The organism is Desulfuromonas soudanensis, from assembly GCF_001278055.1.
GTDB classification, from domain to species: domain Bacteria; phylum Desulfobacterota; class Desulfuromonadia; order Desulfuromonadales; family WTL; genus Deferrimonas; species Deferrimonas soudanensis.
Map to the genome: position 1 here is coordinate 3,389,963 of NZ_CP010802.1, position 16,420 is coordinate 3,406,382.

11 protein-coding genes are annotated in these 16,420 nt (G+C 64.3%); 3 read left to right on the top strand and 8 right to left on the bottom strand.

Going from position 1 to position 16,420, the window contains the following annotated elements:
- Positions 1–159 precede the first annotated feature (159 nt).
- From DSOUD_RS15125 to DSOUD_RS15140, 4 genes are all read right to left on the bottom strand, one after another.
- Positions 160–2,469 (bottom strand): FAD-dependent oxidoreductase, encoded by a 2,310-nt coding sequence (locus DSOUD_RS15125; protein WP_053551793.1) that lies wholly within the window; start codon positions 2,467–2,469, stop codon positions 160–162.
- A gap of 12 nt (positions 2,470–2,481) precedes the next feature.
- Positions 2,482–4,125, bottom strand: a complete 1,644-nt coding sequence (locus DSOUD_RS15130) for a glutamate synthase-related protein (protein WP_053551794.1) — start codon at positions 4,123–4,125, stop codon at positions 2,482–2,484.
- The gene (locus tag DSOUD_RS15135; protein WP_053551795.1) at positions 4,113–5,219 is read right to left on the bottom strand and encodes a class II glutamine amidotransferase; all 1,107 of its coding nucleotides are present in this window, start codon (positions 5,217–5,219) and stop codon (positions 4,113–4,115) included. Before DSOUD_RS15135 ends, DSOUD_RS15130 begins: the two co-directional genes overlap by 13 nt.
- 314 nt (positions 5,220–5,533) lie before the next feature.
- The gene (locus DSOUD_RS15140; RefSeq protein WP_269745854.1) at positions 5,534–6,814 is read right to left on the bottom strand and encodes an ammonium transporter; all 1,281 of its coding nucleotides are present in this window, start codon (positions 6,812–6,814) and stop codon (positions 5,534–5,536) included.
- Positions 6,815–7,297: 483 nt separating this feature from the next.
- On the opposite strand from DSOUD_RS15140, the gene DSOUD_RS15145 reads away from it, so the two are divergent.
- The 3 genes from DSOUD_RS15145 to DSOUD_RS15155 all read left to right on the top strand — a co-directional run bounded on the left by DSOUD_RS15145 (position 7,298) and on the right by DSOUD_RS15155 (position 11,341).
- Positions 7,298–9,739: a multicopper oxidase domain-containing protein gene (locus DSOUD_RS15145; RefSeq protein ID WP_053551797.1), complete on the top strand. Its 2,442-nt coding sequence runs from the start codon at positions 7,298–7,300 to the stop codon at positions 9,737–9,739.
- Between the two features lie 26 nt (positions 9,740–9,765).
- The gene (locus DSOUD_RS15150; protein WP_053551798.1) at positions 9,766–10,353 is read left to right on the top strand and encodes a cohesin domain-containing protein; all 588 of its coding nucleotides are present in this window, start codon (positions 9,766–9,768) and stop codon (positions 10,351–10,353) included.
- Between the two features lie 184 nt (positions 10,354–10,537).
- Complete coding sequence (locus DSOUD_RS15155; RefSeq protein ID WP_053551799.1) at positions 10,538–11,341, top strand: FKBP-type peptidyl-prolyl cis-trans isomerase N-terminal domain-containing protein; 804 nt, start codon at positions 10,538–10,540, stop codon at positions 11,339–11,341.
- 2 nt (positions 11,342–11,343) lie between these two features.
- On the opposite strand, the gene DSOUD_RS15160 is transcribed toward DSOUD_RS15155, so the two are convergent.
- From DSOUD_RS15160 to mnmL, 4 genes are all read right to left on the bottom strand, one after another.
- Positions 11,344–12,408: a branched-chain amino acid aminotransferase gene (locus DSOUD_RS15160; protein ID WP_053551800.1), complete on the bottom strand. Its 1,065-nt coding sequence runs from the start codon at positions 12,406–12,408 to the stop codon at positions 11,344–11,346.
- Positions 12,409–12,536: 128 nt separating this feature from the next.
- On the bottom strand, positions 12,537–12,716 hold the full coding sequence (locus DSOUD_RS15165; protein WP_053551801.1) for a hypothetical protein: 180 nt from the start codon (positions 12,714–12,716) through the stop codon (positions 12,537–12,539).
- A gap of 279 nt (positions 12,717–12,995) precedes the next feature.
- Positions 12,996–15,035, bottom strand: coding sequence for an ATP-dependent helicase (locus tag DSOUD_RS15170; protein ID WP_053551802.1), 2,040 nt, complete (start codon positions 15,033–15,035; stop codon positions 12,996–12,998).
- A gap of 428 nt (positions 15,036–15,463) precedes the next feature.
- Positions 15,464–16,399, bottom strand: a complete 936-nt coding sequence (gene mnmL / locus DSOUD_RS15180; RefSeq protein WP_053551804.1) for a tRNA modification radical SAM protein MnmL/YtqA — start codon at positions 16,397–16,399, stop codon at positions 15,464–15,466.
- Between the last annotated feature and the right edge of the window lie 21 nt (positions 16,400–16,420).

Genomic DNA, 16,420 nt, shown 5'->3' on the forward strand with positions numbered 1-16,420 from the left:
GAGTTCAGGATCAGGCCCCGCCTTTCACAAGGCGGGGCCTTTTCATTTTTGCTCCGCCCTGTTCTCCCCCGCTCTTGTCCCTTTCCGGGGAGAGGCGACAAAAAAATCCCCGCTTTACGGCGGGGATTTTTTTGTCGCGCGATGTCCCGGGAGACCTTCTCAGACGACCTGTTCCATCGCCCAGATCCCGCAGGGGCAGATCCCGGCGCAGATCCCGCAGCCGATGCAGAGATGATCGTCGGAGAGATATTCGAAGGCGCCGTCAGCCTTCTCGATGCGGCGGATGGCCCCTTCGGGACAGGCCTCGAGACACATGGAGCAGTCCCGACAGGTGCCGCAGGAAAGGCAGCGGCTCGTCTCGGCCTTGGCGTCGGTCACGCAGAGGCGCCCGCGGTTCTGGGGACGAAACAGCTCCTTGGAAAGGCAGCTCTGGGGGATGACTTCGGGCTTTTTGATCGGGACGAGCTCCTTGCCGGCAAGATAGTCATCGATCAGCAGGGCGGCCTCGGCACCCTGGCCGATGGCGTGGGTGAGCAGTCCAGGTTTGATGGTATCTCCGATGGCGAAGATGCCGGGAGCCTTCACCGATTGCCAGCAGCCGTCCACGTCGACCATCCCGCGGTCGGTGAGCCATTCCCGGGGGACGTAGGAGAGATCGGGGCGCTCGCCGATGGCAATGATCACCATGTCGGCCTCGATGAGCTCGCCGTCCTTGGTCCAGACCCCCCTTTCATCGATTTTTTCCGTGAAGACCGGCCAGCGGACCTCGCCGCCGAGGGCCTTGACGCCGTCGATTTCGTGCTTGTAGGCGGCGGGGCGCTGGATGTCGATGGAGGTGACCTTCTTGGCTCCCATGGCGTAGGCGCCGAGGCAGACGTCCATTCCGGCGTTGCCGGCGCCGAGAACCACGACCCGCTCGCCGACCGCCGGCTTTTTGCCGGCGTTGACCTCCTTGAGGAAGTCGAGTCCCTTGACCAGGCGCTCATGACCGGGGAAGGGGATGATCACCGAATTGTGGGCGCCGCTGGCGATGACCACCGCGTCGTGCTCCTTGCGGATTGTGGCGAAGAGGGGAGCGTCGACGGCGGTGCCGGTCCTGATGGAGACGCCGAGCGCCTTGACCCGGGCGATCTCGCCCTGGAGGGAACTCTCCGGCAGGCGCGAACCGGGAATGACCTGGCGCAGCTTGCCGCCGACCTCCTCGTCCGCTTCGTACAGGGTCACGGCATGCCCGGAAAGCCGCAGCTGCCAGGCGGCGGACAGACCGCCGGGGCCGCCGCCGATGACCGCCACCGTCTTCCCCGTCGACGGCTTCGGCTCGGGAGAGGCCGCCTCCAGGGAGAGACGCCCGAGCTCCTTCATCGCCACCGGATGATCGAGAAACTGGCGGGTGCAGGCATCCATGCACAGGTTGGGGCAGACCTCGCCGCAGACGCTGGCCGGGAAGGGGGAGTAGCGAAGGACCAGCTCCAGCGCCTCCTTGACCTTCCCCTGACGCAGCAGATTGATGCGGTCCTGGGTCGGGATGGAGGAGGGGCAGGAGGTCTGGCAGGGGGCGCCGTATTTGCGGTCCTGCCAGTGGGGGAGCTTGAGGCGGTCGGCGCCGCTGTTGACCAGGCCGGCGACGTGGTTGTAGTCGTCCTGGACGAGATCGCCGAAGATCCCCCCTTCCACCCACTTGCCGAGGCGGAATTCGCGCATGGTGATGCGGTGATGAACCTTGCGCTCCTCGTAGGTCTTGGCGACGATCTTCTTCCACCGGGCAAAGTCGGTGAGCTCGCCGAGGAGAGCGGATCGATCGATCTTGCCGAGGAAGACCGGGAGCCCGCCAGAAAGGAAGGTGCGGTCGGCCTCGTCGAGATCGAGGAGCCAGACATCCTCGGAGAGGCCTGAGACCGGTCCGCGGACGTAGATGGTGCCGCCGACCATCCCGGCGCAGGAGCGGTCGCCGAGAACCGAATCGTCCTCCTGGCAATCGACGCCGCAGATGACGGCAAAGCCGCCGCCGACGAATTCGAAGGAGAAGGAGCCGGTGTTCTTCAGGACCCAGAACTCGGGGGCATCGTAGGCCGGGTCGTGCTTCATCAGGGAGCCGGAACGGGTCCCGACCCGGCCGGCGACATAGATCTTGCCGCTGGCGGCGCAGTGGGCGGTGGTATCGCCGCCGTCGCCGAGGATGGTCAGGGTGGCGCCGGCATTGAGCCAGCCGGCGTCGGCGGGCGCCGACCCCTCGACGACGATCTCGGTGCCGTCGAGGCCGAAGGAACCGACCCGCTGTCCGGGATTCTTGACCCGGAACTTCAGGGGAGCGCCGTCCTCGGTCCACAGGGGGCCACCGATATCGTGGTGCCCGGAGGAAAGGACGTTGAACTCCGTCTCCCCCGCCTCGAGCGCCGCATAGATCTGCTGCAGGAGCTGCTGGGTGGAGATGCGCTGGTTATTTTCAAATCCGATGATTTCCGCTGCCATGGTGGATCCTCCTTAACACACGTACTGGATCTGCAGTCGCTCGGCCACGGCCCGGTCGGTGGAGACCAGGGCGTCGGACCGCCCGACAGGGAGGGAGGAGTTGCCGATGGGGGCCATGAGCTTCTTGAGCTCCTGGTCCATGGCCAGATAGTAGTTGACGATGTTCTGCGCTACCTTCTCCGGATCGAGGCGATGGGCCAGGGCCGGCTCCTGGGTGGTGATCCCCGCAGGGCAGAGGCCGGTGTTGCAGGCGTTGCAACGCCCCATGTCGTTGCCGACGCAGCCGGCCATCTGCAGGATCAGCTTGCCGGTAAAGACGCCGTTGGCGCCCAGGCACATCATCTTGAAGGCGTCGGCGGCCAGGTCTCCGGTCTTGCCGAGGCCTCCTGCGGCCCACAGGGGGATCTGCCCCTGGCGCCCCTGGGTCACGGCGGCGAGGTAGCAGTCGCGCAGCTTGGAGACGATGGGGTGGCCGGTATGATCGAGGGAGACCTCGTGGGCGGCGCCGGTGCCGCCGTCAATGCCGTCGAGGAAGAAGCCGCCGACGATGTTGTAGGGGTCGCGCACCAGGTTGTTGAAGACGGACACCGAAGTCGCGCTGGCGGCGACCTTGATGGCCACCGGCACCCGGAACTTGAAGGCGGCGTTCATGGAGAGGAACATCTTCTGCACGCTCTCCTCGATGGAATAGAGCCCCTGGTGGTTGGGGGGGGAGAGGAGGTCGGCCTTGGGGACGCCGCGGATCGCCTGGATGTGCTCGGCGACCTTCTGGGCCATGAGGAGCCCGCCGTCGCCCGGCTTGGCCCCCTGGCCGATCTTGATCAGCACCCCGGCGGGGTCCTCGGTCATGTGCGGCATCGCCTTGAGGATGCGGTTCCAGCCGAAGTGACCGGAGGCGATCTGCAGGATCATGTACTTGAGATATTTGGACTTCAGGAGGCGTACCGGCACCCCCCCTTCGCCGGAGCACATGCGCACCGGCAGCCCGCACTCCTCGTTGAGGTAGGCGGTGGCCATGGCCACCCCTTCCCACATCCGCCAGGAGAGGGCGCCGATGGACATGTCGCCGATGATCACCGGGTAGATCCAGCGCACCGGCGGCGACTGCCCGGTGGTCTGCAGCTTGCCGTCGGCGCCGACGGCAAAGGGGAGCTTGCCCGGCGGCAGGATGCGGCCGAAGGGGGCCAGCAGGTCGAAGGTGTGACGCTGGGCGTCGAGGGAGGGGTCGGTCATCTGCGAGATGCGTCCCACCCGCAGTCGGTCGAGGGTGCGCGAAGTGCTCTCGAGGTTTTTGCGGCCGCCGCGCTTGACGGAGTCGCCGGCCAGACAGCGGGTGACGATGGAGTGCCGGTTGTCGACGTTGCGCAGCGGCCCGATGGCGTCGTTGGGGCAGACCTTCTCACAGATCCCGCAACCGCGGCAGTAGTTCTTGATCGAATGGACCTGGCGAATCACCGGAATCGCGGAAAAGCGGGTCTTGGGCTCGGGGAAATCCCCTTCCGAGAAGACCATCCGCCGGCGCTCGACCTTGGGGGCGATGGCGCGGAAGGAACAGGCGGCGACGCAGGAGCCGCAGAGGGTGCAGCGGCTGGCGTCGTAACGGATTTTCCAGGGGAGATCGTTCGGCGTGATGTCGTGAATTTTCATTGTTTCCATCGCTGAACCTCCAGGTTGTTATCGATCACCACGATCTCGCGCTCGTTGGGATAGATATCCGTTTCCCAGTCGCGGTCGGGGAGGATTTCGTTGATGCCGCAGACCTCCGAGGAGAAGACCACCGTGTCGCTGGAGCGTCCGACGACGATCGGCCGCAGCTTCTTGGCATCGCAGCAGGTGAAGAGGGTGTTGTCGGGGAGGACGCCGATGATGGTGTTGGGTCCGTTGATCTCCAGATGGGAGAGGGACTGGCGGATCGCCTGCAGCTCCTGGGCGTCGTCGCGGTGTCCGATCTCCTCGAAGGGGAGCGGGGTGATGACGTGCTTGTAGTAGGAGAGGGGCCAGCCGAGCTGACGATGGACATAGTGCAGGGTGTAGAGAAAGCACTGGGAGTCCGATTCGAAGCCGATATAGCCGCGGTGGAGCTTGCGCTGGAACTCCTTGTTCTTCTGATAGAAGGTGTTCTCGCCGTTGGCCAGCGCCGTAAACCCCTGGAGAAAGAAGGGGTGAGCCGCATAGCGGACGATGTCGTAGTTGGTGTTCTGCCGGCACTGGGCGGTAATCACCCGGGCGGTGAATTTGCTGTCCGCCTCCCAGAGATTGAAATAGGTGCCGATGTCCCGCGGGTCGCCGATCTCCTTGAGGGTCACGACGTCGGGCCAGAAGGAGTAGACAAAACCCATCTCGTCGTCCTCGAGGGCCGCCCGCAGGTTCAGGCGCATGTCGAGGAGGAGCTCCTCCTTCTCCTTCTGCGACGACTTCTTGATGTGCTTCGGATAATCGAAGGTCTCGAAGACGTAGTTCGGCATGGCGTTGATATCGAGTCCGGGCTTGTCGTTGACCTCGGGGACCCACTGCAGCACCCTCTGGAATCCGGCGGCGTGGAGCATGTCTTCGGCGACCTTGAGCCCCTCGTCGGTGCAGGCCAGCGACAGGGTCGGCAGGTGTTTGTACCCCTCGAAGATCCCGCCGAGATCGTGCATGACCATGGCGAAACCGGAATTGTCGTGCCCCTTCTGCTGCGACTGCATGAGCAGCAGCGCCTGACTCGGATGGACATAGTTCAGGCTCTTGATCGCGCCAATACGACACATATCCGTTTACCTCCAGAGAGAAGTTCCTTGACCCTGCCCCGGCCGGGTGCCGGAGAGCCCGGGGAGCATGAAATTTTTAGCACATTGCGTGCCAACAGTCCCCATTGACGGTTGCAAATTCCGTATACACCCATAAGTAATTGTAATATTTTATGTTTTTGTCGGATAGGGGTCCAGTTCGAAGCCCCGAAGAGGGGCCATAAGGGAAATTTTTCCCGCCTCCTTGAAGGGCTCTCTACTCTGACCGAGTAGCCTGAGTACACGAAAAAACGGCACCCCCTAGGAGGTGCCGTGCTGGGTATCCGAGGAAAAAATCAGAAGTTGTAGCCGCTCTCCGAATGAGCCGCCTGATCGAGCCCCATCCGCTCCTCGTCCGGCTCGACGCGCAATCCCAGGGTGACTTTAAGGAGGTAGATGATCCCCAGGGAGACGACCACCGCGTAGACGCCGGCAGCCAGCAGCCCGAGCAACTGCAGCCAGAGCTGGTGGAGATTGCCGGCAATGAGGCCGGAGGCGCCGACGGTGGCGAAAAGGCCCGTGGCCAGAGCCCCCCAGGCGCCGCCGACCCCGTGAACCCCGAAGGCGTCGAGGGAATCGTCGTATCCGAGCCGGTGCTTGAGGAGCACACCGGCGAAGCAGATCGGGCCTGCCGTCAGCCCCATGAGGAGGGCCCAGGCGGGAGTGACGAAACCGGCGGCCGGAGTGATCACCACCAGCCCGGCCACGACCCCGGAGGCGGCTCCCAGGGCGCTTGGCCGGCCGGAATGGATCCACTCGGCGGCCAGCCAGGAGAGAGCTCCGGCGGCCGCGGCGGCCTGGGTGGTGGTGAAGGCCAGGGCGGCGGAGGGTCCGGCGGAGAGGGCGCTGCCGGCATTGAATCCGAACCAGCCGAACCAGAGGAGACCGGCGCCGAGAAGGGTCATCGGCAGGTTGTGCGGCGGCATCCGCTCCTGGGGATACCCCTTGCGCCGGCCGAGGACGATGGCCAGCACCAGGGCGGTGATCCCCGAGGAGAAATGAACGACGGTGCCGCCGGCAAAGTCGAGGGCGCCGGCTTCCAGGAGCCATCCCCCCTCCCCCCAGACCCAGTGGGCGATGGGGTCATAGACGAGAGTCCCCCAGAGCAGGATGAAGACGCAGTAGGTGGAAAACTTCATCCGTTCCGCCACCGCCCCGGCGATCAGCGCCGGGGTGATGATGGCGAACATCCCCTGAAACATGACAAAGACGTAGGTGGGAATGGTTCCGGTCAGGCTCTCGGGGGTGATCCCGGCGAGAAACATCTGGTCGAATCCGCCGATCCAGGGGCCGGCGCCGCCGAAGGCCAGGGAATAGCCGACCACGATCCACTGGACGCCGAGGATGGCCAGGGCGGCGAAGATATGCATGGTGGTGGAGAGGACGTTCTTGGCGCGGACCATTCCGCCGTAAAAGAGGGCGAGCCCCGGAAGCATGAGCAAAACCAGGGCCGAGGAGACGAGCATCCAGGCGGTATCTCCGGGATCGGCGCTTCCGGCGGCCCGGGCCAGGGCCGGAAGGAGGAGGAAGGCAAGCGCGGCGGGGCCCGAAAGGCGAAGGAAGGATCCGTACATCATCGTACCTCCAGTGGGGACGGCATCGTCACCCGGCTTGGCAAAATATTTCGATTCTCTTCTCCTGAGCAAGCGCCGTGCCATGGACAAGGAGCAGTAAATACAACAGTTTGCATCCGGCTTCCACCGCCTTGCGGCCAGGTATGCCCAAAAAAACGCCAGCTCTGCCTCGGAGAGAGGCGTCCCTCACCCCCGGCCCCTCTCCTCGACGCCTCCCCCCGGATCCCGGCGGCAATCCCTGTTGGAATTCCTTACACCTCCCCGGACTCTGAAAAATATTCCTTTATTTTCAACAGGTTGAAGCTGGGAACTTTTTTTGCTACCTGATTGATTCACGGCAAAATCGTTGAATTTTTCTAACTTTACTCCGTCCGGCGGCCCTCGACAATCATACCCGGGGAAAGGAGGTGAGCAGGCGCTCGAATCGCTTAAGGCCAGAGAAACGGTCAACAGCCTGAATAAACCAAAAAAGGAGGTAATAAACTCATGAAGCACCGAGTCACTTGGTCCCTGTCGCTCCCGGCTTTGGGAGTCGCCCTCACCCTCTTTCTGCCGACACTCCTCCCCGCCCAGCCCCTCCCCGGAGGAACCCTCGACCCGACGACGATCCCCAAATTCGTCACGCCGCTGGTCATCCCCCCGCAGATGCCGAAAAGCCCTGCGGCCAGCCCCCTGAACACCGCTCCCCAGCCGGCGGCCGACTACAATATCGCCGTCCGCCAGTTCCAGCAGCAGATTCTCCCTGCGGGTTTCGGCGCGACAACGGTGTGGAGTTACGGGCTGGCCGAGGACGCCGTCCCGGCCCTGGCCCCGGCGCCGAACTCGACCTTCAACTATCCGGCCTTCACGGTGGAGAACACCTCGGGGGTTCCGACCAGGGTGCGCTGGATCAATGACCTGGTCGACGCCGGCGGCAACTACCTCCCCCACCTCTTCCCCATCGACCAGACGCTGCACTGGGCCAACCCGCCGGCCACCGGGTGCCTGGACGGCAGCAACCGCACCGACTGCCGGACCCTGAACCCAGCCAACTACACGGGGCCGGTGCCGATGGTCACCCATGTCCACGGAGCCCACGTCAACGCCGAGAGCGACGGCTATCCCGAGGCCTGGTGGCTGCCGGCAGCAGGCAACATCCCGGCCGGTTACGCCAGGACAGGCACCCTCTTCGACCAGTACGACATCAACAACACCGTCCCCGGTTCCGCCTTTTTTGCCTACGAAAACGACCAGCCGGCGGCAACGATCTGGTATCACGACCACTCCCTGGGGATCACCCGGGTCAACGTCTATGCCGGACCGGCCGGGTTCTGGCTGATCCGCGGCGGCGCCAACGGCGATGCGGCCATCGACAACGTCGCCACGGCGACGGCCAACGACGGGGTCCTTCCCGGTCCGGCGCCGACCCTGGCCGGCGGCGACCCGAATTTCAACGCCGGTGTCCGAGCGGCGATACGGGAAATCCCCGTCGTCATCCAGGACCGCTCCTTCAACGCCGACGGCGCCCTCTTCTACCCCGACAACCGCGCCTTCTTCGAGGGGCTCAACGTCCCGCTTCTGCCGCCGCAGATTCCCGGTGCGGGGACGCTCGATATCCCCTTCATCCCAAACTCGGACATCGCCCCGATCTGGAACCCCGAGTTCTTCGCCAATACCATGGTGGTCAACGGCAATACCTGGCCGCAGCTCGAAGTGGCGCCCGCTCTTTACCGCCTGCGCCTTCTTAACGGGTGCAACTCGCGGACCCTCAACCTCTCCCTCTTCCAGATGGCCGGCGACGTTCAGGTCGCCGAAAGGCCCTTCTTCCAGATCGGCGGCGACCAGGGGTTCCTCCCGGCGGTCGTCCTCCTCCAGACCGGCATCTCCCTGCCGCTCCCCGGCGACGGGACCCTCCCGGTTCTCCCCGCCCCGGCTCCCGGTGCGATGCAGGCGTTGCTGATGGGGCCTGCGGAACGCGCCGACGTCCTCGTCGATTTTTCCGGTCTCCCCGACGGCACCGTGGTGCGGATCCTCAACACCGCACCCGATGCCCCCTTCGGCGGTTTTCCTGACGTGCCGGCCGACCCGGGGACCACCGGGCAGGTGATGCAGTTCGTGGTCAACTCGGCCCTGACCCAGCCGACGGATGCCGCCGCCACCCCACCGCAGAACCTGGTCCTGCCGGCTGAACCGGCGGTGGGACCGGCGGTCGCCACGCGGCAGCTCACCCTCAACGAAGAGGTATCGGGCCAGCTCTGCGTGCAGCAGCTCCCCGACGGCAGCATCACAACCCTCTTCAACACGCCGAACGACCCCAATTTCCTCGCCAACTGCACGGCGGCCGGCGGGGTCCCCATGGCCCCCAGGGCCGCTCTCCTCGGGGTCCTCGGGACCGATCCGGTCAGCGGGGCGCCCGTCAGCATTCCGAAGCTGTGGATGAACGTGATCACCGAAAATCCCGTTATCGGCGATACGGAGGAGTGGGAGATCTTCAACCTCACCATGGACGCCCACCCGATCCACCTGCACCTGGTGCGCTTCCAGGTCATCAATCGCCAGGCGTTCGATCCGGTGACCTTCGCCCCGATCCCGGGGACGATCACGCCGCCCGAAGCCAACGAGGAAGGGTACAAGGATACGGCGCTCAACTACCCGGGACAGATCACCCGCATCCGCGCCCACTTCGACCGCGCCGGTCTCTACGTCTGGCACTGTCACATCCTGGAACACGAGGACAACGAGATGATGCGCCCCTACCTGGTGCGCTACGATCCCGCCTTCCCGGACCTCAACGGCGACAACACCGTGGACCGGGCCGATCTGGCGCTTCTGCTGGCCCAAATCCGCAGCCCGCAACCGGTGAAGCTCGCCTTCGACCTGAATCTCGACCAGAAGGTCGACCTGCTCGACGCCCGGATCCTGGTCGGCAAGCTGGGACTGACCCGCTGACAACCCGCATTGAAAGGAGATTTGGCATGAAGACGTTTCTGAGCATCCTCAGCCTGTGCGCCCTTCTGGTTCTCCCCGGCCAGGCCCAGGCCTACAGCGTCGGTCTCAACCCGGCGGACCAGACGATTTTCCTGGGAACCACCGCCCCGGTCGACATCAATCTCGTCCTGACCGGCACCGAGGCCCTCTTCGGATTCGATCTGGCTCTCACGTTCGATCCGGCCCTCGTCGGCTTCGACAGCTTCAGCACCTCCCTGCTCGATCCTTCCGACCCCTTCAATCCTCTCTTCGATTACCTGGGGGGCTTCACCTTTGAACCGACGGTCGATCCGACCGTCATCTCATTCAGCGGCACTTTTCTTCCCTGGGATGTCCTCACGGAGCCGCTCTCCGGCAGCTTCACCCTGGCGTCGCTGAACTTCACCGGAATCGGTCTGGGGACCTCTCCCCTCACCCTGACGGGGGAGCTCGACCTCGGCAATGCCGGCCTCGATCCGGTGAATGTCGCCGGCAGCGTCACTGTGGCGCCGGTTCCGGAGCCGGGCACGTTCCTCCTTCTCGGCCTCGGCCTGGCCGGGATCGTCGGCTATCGCAGGCGTTTCAACCGGGGCTAACCCCTCCTCTCCCTGAAGATCAAGAGCGGCAGCCCGGCCGGGGCTGCCGCTCTTGCCGGCGCAGATCTCGAACGGTGGCACGGGCGATTTTTTTTGCTATCATCGTCTCATGCCGGCCCCTACGGAACAGACCCCCATGTAACGCAATGCCCCCCACCGCTTCTGGCCGAGGAAAGGAACAGGGATGAACAAGGGATTACCAACGATTCTGGTTCTGGCTCTCACCGGAGGATGCTGCTGGGCCTCCGAACCGGTCGACCTGAAGACCGAGACCGCCCAGATCAACTACAGTGTCGGCTACCAGATCGGCGGCGACTTCAAGCGACAGGGGGTCGTCCTCGATTCCCCGGCGCTGGTGCAGGGAATCGAGGATGCCCTCCGGATGTCAGGCCCCCGGATCACCCCTGAGGTGATGGAGACCACCCTGAAGACCCTGAAACAGAGAATCGACGCCGAACAAAAAGGACAGAGACTTGCGCAGCTGGAAAGATACCGGGGAGAGGGGCGGGATTTTCTCGACGCCAATGGCAAAAAAGAGGGGGTCGTCACCCTGCCGAGCGGACTCCAGTACCGGATTCTTCAGGAGGGACTCGGGCCGCGCCCGACCCTCTCGGATGCGGTCACCGTGCACTACCGCGGCACCAGGATCGACGGGTCGGAGTTCGACAGCAGTTATCGCCGCAAGGAACCGGCGACCTTCCCCCTGACCAACGTCATCCCGGGCTGGCAGGAGGCGCTGCCGCTGATGAGGGAGGGGGGGGCGCTGGCAACTCTTCATTCCCGCCGACCTCGCCTTCGGGGAACGGGGCCCCCTGGCCGAACAGGTGGTCATCTACGAGATCGAGCTCCTCAGGGTGAACCGGCCATTGCCGGACTCCCCTCCGGGGTGAGTCCGGGCCCCTTCTCCCCTCGGGTCCCACCCGCTCTTCGATCGAACAAAAAAAGCCCCCGTAATAAACGGGGGCTTTTTTGTTTGCGTAAGAAATGAGCTCAGAGAATTTCCACCCAGCCGTGGGGGTCGGGGATCTTCCCGCACTGAATGCCGGTGAGGGTCTCGTAGAGTTTCAGGGTCAGCTCTCCGGCCTGGCCGCCGCCCATGGCCACGGTGCGATCGCGGTAGGTGACCGTCCCCACCGGGGAGACGACCACGGCGGTGCCGGTGCCGAAGGCCTCGGTCAGGCGCCCGCTTTCGGCGCCGTCGAGAATCTCGTCGACGGAGAGGGCCCGCTCCTCCACCTCGACCCCCAGTTCGCGCACCAGGGTGAGGATCGAGCGCCGGGTGATGCCGTCGAGGATCGTCCCCTTGAGGGGGGAAGTCACCAGCTTGCCGTCGTAGAGGAAGCAGATGTTCATGCTGCCGACCTCTTCCACATACTTGCGGTGCACGGCGTCGAGCCAGAGAACCTGATCGAACCCCTTCTCCGTGGCCTCCATGGCGGCGCGCAGGCTGGCGGCGTAGTTGCCGCCGGTCTTGGCTTCGCCGGTGCCGCCGGGGGAGACCCGCACGTATTCGTCGGAAATCCAGATCTTGACGGGGCTTAAGCCCCCCTTGTAATAGGCGCCGACGGGGGAGAGAATGATGTAGCACAGGTACTTGCTCGACGGCCTGACGCCAAGAGCCGCCTCGACGCCGATCATCGTCGGCCGGATGTAGAGACTCGTCCCTTCGCTGCGGGGGACCCAGTCTCTCTCAAGTTTCACCAGTTGCTTCAGCGCCTGGAGAAAGAAATCCTCGTCGACTTCGGGCATGCACATCCGGGTGGCGCTGCGGTTGAAACGGCGGATGTTGTCCCGGGGACGGAAGAGAGCGATGGCGCCATCGGGCCGCCGGAAGGCCTTGAGCCCCTCGAAAATCTCCTGGGAGTAATGGAAGACCATCGCCGCCGGGTCGATGGCGAAGGGACCGTAGGGCTGGATCCGCGGCGAATGCCAACCCTTCCCCGCATCGTACTCCATGACGAACATCCGGTCGGTGAACTGCTTGCCGAATGCCAGTTGCGACTCATCCTCGATGCGAGGCTTTTTTTCCGCGAGGGGCAAAAGTTGAATCTCCATAGTCCGGGGGGCCTCCGATATCAGGAAATATAAGGAAACAGGAACGATATCTATCACAATCTACCGTCGCCAGGCAAGGGCAATTGCCTGACCCTCTCCGCCCCGGATCCCGACCCTCCCTCCCTGAATTAAACCGGCTCCTTTTTCGGCAGTTCACGCTCCAGGCGGCTGTCGCCGTAGAGGAGATTTTTTACATTGAGCGCCTCCTCTTCCTCGCGGAAGCGCTTGCGCAGTTTGTCGTACTCGGCGCGGTCCGCCGGGTTGTTGAGACGGTAACCCATGTCGCCGATTCTCCACAGATCTTCCATGCCGCTCTCCTTGGTTGACAGACGCCAGAACACTCCCCATCCCCTGCCGCCATGCTACCAGCAACCGCCTGCCGGTCAAGGTATTTTTTACTATAAATGTTATAACGCCGTTATGATTTCCCCCCTTTTCCCGGCGACGGAAATCGGCTCGCTTTCGGATTTTCAGGGGAAAAGGGGGGATGGGGACGGGAGGGGGAGTGTTTGGAAGCGGGCCGGAATGGGGGGAGAGGAATTTGCGGAAAAGACCGAGGGCGCCGGGTTCGACGCCCCGGCCCCCCTTTAGTCCCCGAGGAGGGACTTCATGCTGGAGAAAAAATTGCTGGCCATCGCCTCCTCCTCTTCCGGGGAGGCCTCCGGGCGCCCCTTGCTCTGCTGGGTGCAGAGAAGTTCGGCGGGGATCTCGGCGAGAAAACGGCTCGGCTCCCGGGGGAGCATCTTGCCGTACTTCTTGCGCCGCGCCGCCCCCAGAAGCGTGAGGACCTGCCGGGCCCGGGTGATGCCGACATAGCACAGCCGCCTCTCCTCGTCGACATCCACATGCTCCCCCACCGACTTCTGGTGGGGGAGGAATCCCTCCTCCATCCCCACCAGGAAGATATAGGGGTATTCGAGTCCCTTGCTGGAGTGGAGGCTCATGAGGATCACCGCGTCCTGGGCCAGCTTGGCGTCCTTCCCCCCCCGCGGCGGCTCGTCCCGATCGAGGAGGGAGACCTTGGAGAGAAAACCGGCCAGGGTCGGCTGCTCGTCCCGCTCCTGGTAGGAGGCCAGGGCATTGATCACCTCGCCGACGTTCTCCACCCGGCGGCGCGCCTTTTTCGGATCGTCGGCGGTGCGGTAGAGCTCCTCCTCGATGTGCAGGGTTTCGAGGAATTCGCGCCCCAGGGCGGCAAGATCGGCGGTGGAAGAAAAACGCGCCCGGAACCCCTCCATCAGGGCGACGAAATCGGCGAGGGCGCGATGGGCCTTCTCCCCCAGCTCCTCGCTCCCCGGCGGGTCGCGCAGGACGTCCCAGAGAGGGCGCTGCTCCTCCGTCGAGACGCGGATCAGCCTGTCGGCGGTCGTCTCGCCAATCCCCCTTTTGGGGAAGTTGAGGATCCGCAGGAGATTGACCTCGTCCCGGGGGTTGACCAGCACCTTGAAGTAGGCGACGGTGTCCTTGACTTCCTTGCGGTCGAAGAACTGCTGGCCGCCGATGAGGACGTAGGGGATGTTCTCGTAGCGCAGCTGTTCCTCGAAGGCCCGGGACTGGGCGTTGGTCCGGTAGAGGATGGCAAAGTCCCGGTAGGCGAGATCGTGGCGGAAACGGGCGCCGTGAATCCGTTCCACCACCTCCCGGGCCTCGTCCTCGGCGTCTTCGCAGCACAGGTAATCGACGAGGGGACCGCTCTCCCCGGAGGTCCACAGCGCCTTTTCCTTGCGCTGGCCATTGTTTTTGATCACCGCGTTGGCGGCGGCGAGGATGTTGCCGGTGGAGCGGTAGTTCTGCTCGAGCTTGATGACCGTCGTCCCGGGGAAATCCTTTTCGAAGCCGAGGATATTGCCGAGATCGGCGCCGCGCCAGCCGTAGATCGACTGGTCGTCGTCCCCGACCACGCACAGGTTGCCGTGCACCAGGGCCAGGGAGCGCAGCAGCAGGTACTGGGCGGCGTTGGTATCCTGGTACTCGTCGACCATGAGATAGCGGTAGCGCTGCTGATACTTGGCCAACACCTCGGGGTGCTCCCGGAAGAGGCGGACGGTGAGCATGATGATGTCGTCGAAATCGATGGCGTTGTAGGCCTTGAGGGCCTTCTGGTAGCGGGGATAGATCTCCGCGGCCAGGTATTCGTAGTCGTCGTGGTGGCGAACCAGGAACTGCTCGGGGGAGATGAGGCGGTTCTTGGCGTCGGAGATCAGAAAGAGGACCCGGTCGGCGTCGAACCTGCGCCCGTCGAGGCTGTGCGCCTGGATCAGGTCCCGCACCAGGCGCCCCTGGTCGGCGGTGCCGTAGATGGAAAAATTCTTCTTGTAGCCGAGGCGTTCGATGTCTTCCTTGAGAATCCGCACGCAGAGGGAATGGAAGGTGGAGATAATCATCCCCTTCACGTTCTTGCGCCCCACCAGTTCCTCGACCCGCTCCTTCATTTCCCGGGCCGCCTTGTTGGTGAAGGTCACGGCGAGAATCTGCTCGGCGGGAACCCCCCGCTGCAGCCGAAGGTAGGCGATGCGGCAGGTGATGACCCGGGTCTTCCCCGAGCCGGCGCCGGCCAAAAGGAGCAGGGGCCCTTCGCCGTGGCGCACCGCGGTGAGCTGTTCCTTGTTGAGGGTACTGAGATCCATATCGACCTGAATTTTAAATCAGAAAAAAATCGGAGGCGGGGCGCTGCCGGGGCGGAGGAGGGAAAAATCCCTATCCGTCGCCGGCAACCATAGCACGGGGCCGAGTTGCGGCACAAGCGGGGGGAAAAATATGCGCTTCCAGTCCATATAACCGCTTGATTTCTGCTGCGGTTTTAGGTATCTTCCGCGCCATGATTAAATTTGTGGTATTTTTCGCCGGAATCGTCTGGGCCTCCCTCCTCCTCATCTCCTGGGGCGGCGCCTGACCTACTCCAGTGCCAGGCCCCTCCGGGCCGGCGCGCCTCCCGGAACATTCCGGGCAACATCGCCTTCTCCGGCGCGTAGGGAAACCTGTCCCTGACGCCCCCCTCCCCTTCCGCTGAACCGACCCGACCCCGAAAAAACATCCCCGCGCCTCCCCCTTCTCCTCAGGGAGCGCCCGATCCATCCCCCCTCCAGAGACTCCCCTGCCGGGTGCCGCGCCGGGCCAGCTCGTCGTCGATGGCGTTGAGAACCTCCCACTTGTTGAGGGACCACAGGGGGGCGAGAAGATAATCCCGCGGTCCGTCGCCGGTGAGGCGGTGGATCAGGGTTTTCGGATGGAGCCGTTCGATGAAATCGGCGGCCAGGGCCACGTATTCCCCCTGTTCCAGCACCTTCACGCCCCCCCCGAGGTAGAGATCCCCCAGCGCCGTCCCCGCCAGGATGTGCAGGAGGTGGATCTTGATGCCGTCGACCTGCAGCCGCCCCATTTCCTCCGCCGTGGCGAGGATCTCCTCTTTCCCCTCGCCGGGCAGGCCGATGATGACGTGGACGCAGACCCGCACCCCCCGCTCCCTGAGCGCCGCATGGGCCTCGAGGAAGGTCCGGTAGTCGTGGCCGCGCCGCAGGAAACCGAGGGTGGCGTCGTGAACGCTCTGCAGCCCGAGCTCCAGCCACAGATAGGTGCGGCGGTGGTACTCGGCGAGCAGGTCGACAACGGCCGGCGGCAGGCAGTCGGGGCGGGTTCCCACCGCCAGGCCGACCACGCCGGAGACGCCCAGGGCCTCGTCATACAGGGCCTGCAGCCTCTCGGGGGGGGCGTGGGTGTTGGAGAAGGGCTGAAAATAGGCGAGGAACTGCCGGGCCTTGTACTTGCGGATCATCACTTCCTTGCCGTGCTCGAGCTGAGCGGCGACAGAAACGCCGCGGGCGATCCCCACCGACCCCGAGCCGGAAGGGTCGCAGAAGAGGCACCCCGGCCGACTCCGGGTTCCCCCCCGGTTGGGGCAGGTGAATCCGGCGTCAACGGAAATCTTGTGCACCCGTCCGCCGAAACGGTCCTTGAACTCGCGGGAAATCAACCGGTAGCGCTTCTCATCCATGACCGCACTATGTCACAGCTC

Bases quoted from the DNA above. Each gene is read 5' to 3' on its own strand.
- DSOUD_RS15125 (WP_053551793.1), bottom strand. From the start codon at position 2,469: ATGGCAGCGGAAATCATCGGATTTGAAAATAACCAGCGCATCTCCACC.
- DSOUD_RS15170 (WP_053551802.1), bottom strand. From the start codon at position 15,035: ATGGATCTCAGTACCCTCAACAAGGAACAGCTCACCGCGGTGCGCCAC.
- DSOUD_RS15145 (WP_053551797.1), top strand. From the start codon at position 7,298: ATGAAGCACCGAGTCACTTGGTCCCTGTCGCTCCCGGCTTTGGGAGTC.
- DSOUD_RS15165 (WP_053551801.1), bottom strand. From the start codon at position 12,716: ATGGAAGATCTGTGGAGAATCGGCGACATGGGTTACCGTCTCAACAAC.
- DSOUD_RS15155 (WP_053551799.1), top strand. From the start codon at position 10,538: ATGAACAAGGGATTACCAACGATTCTGGTTCTGGCTCTCACCGGAGGA.
- DSOUD_RS15135 (WP_053551795.1), bottom strand. From the start codon at position 5,219: ATGTGTCGTATTGGCGCGATCAAGAGCCTGAACTATGTCCATCCGAGT.
- DSOUD_RS15130 (WP_053551794.1), bottom strand. From the start codon at position 4,125: ATGGAAACAATGAAAATTCACGACATCACGCCGAACGATCTCCCCTGG.
- DSOUD_RS15140 (WP_269745854.1), bottom strand. From the start codon at position 6,814: ATGATGTACGGATCCTTCCTTCGCCTTTCGGGCCCCGCCGCGCTTGCC.
- mnmL (WP_053551804.1), bottom strand. From the start codon at position 16,399: ATGGATGAGAAGCGCTACCGGTTGATTTCCCGCGAGTTCAAGGACCGT.
- DSOUD_RS15150 (WP_053551798.1), top strand. From the start codon at position 9,766: ATGAAGACGTTTCTGAGCATCCTCAGCCTGTGCGCCCTTCTGGTTCTC.
- DSOUD_RS15160 (WP_053551800.1), bottom strand. From the start codon at position 12,408: ATGGAGATTCAACTTTTGCCCCTCGCGGAAAAAAAGCCTCGCATCGAG.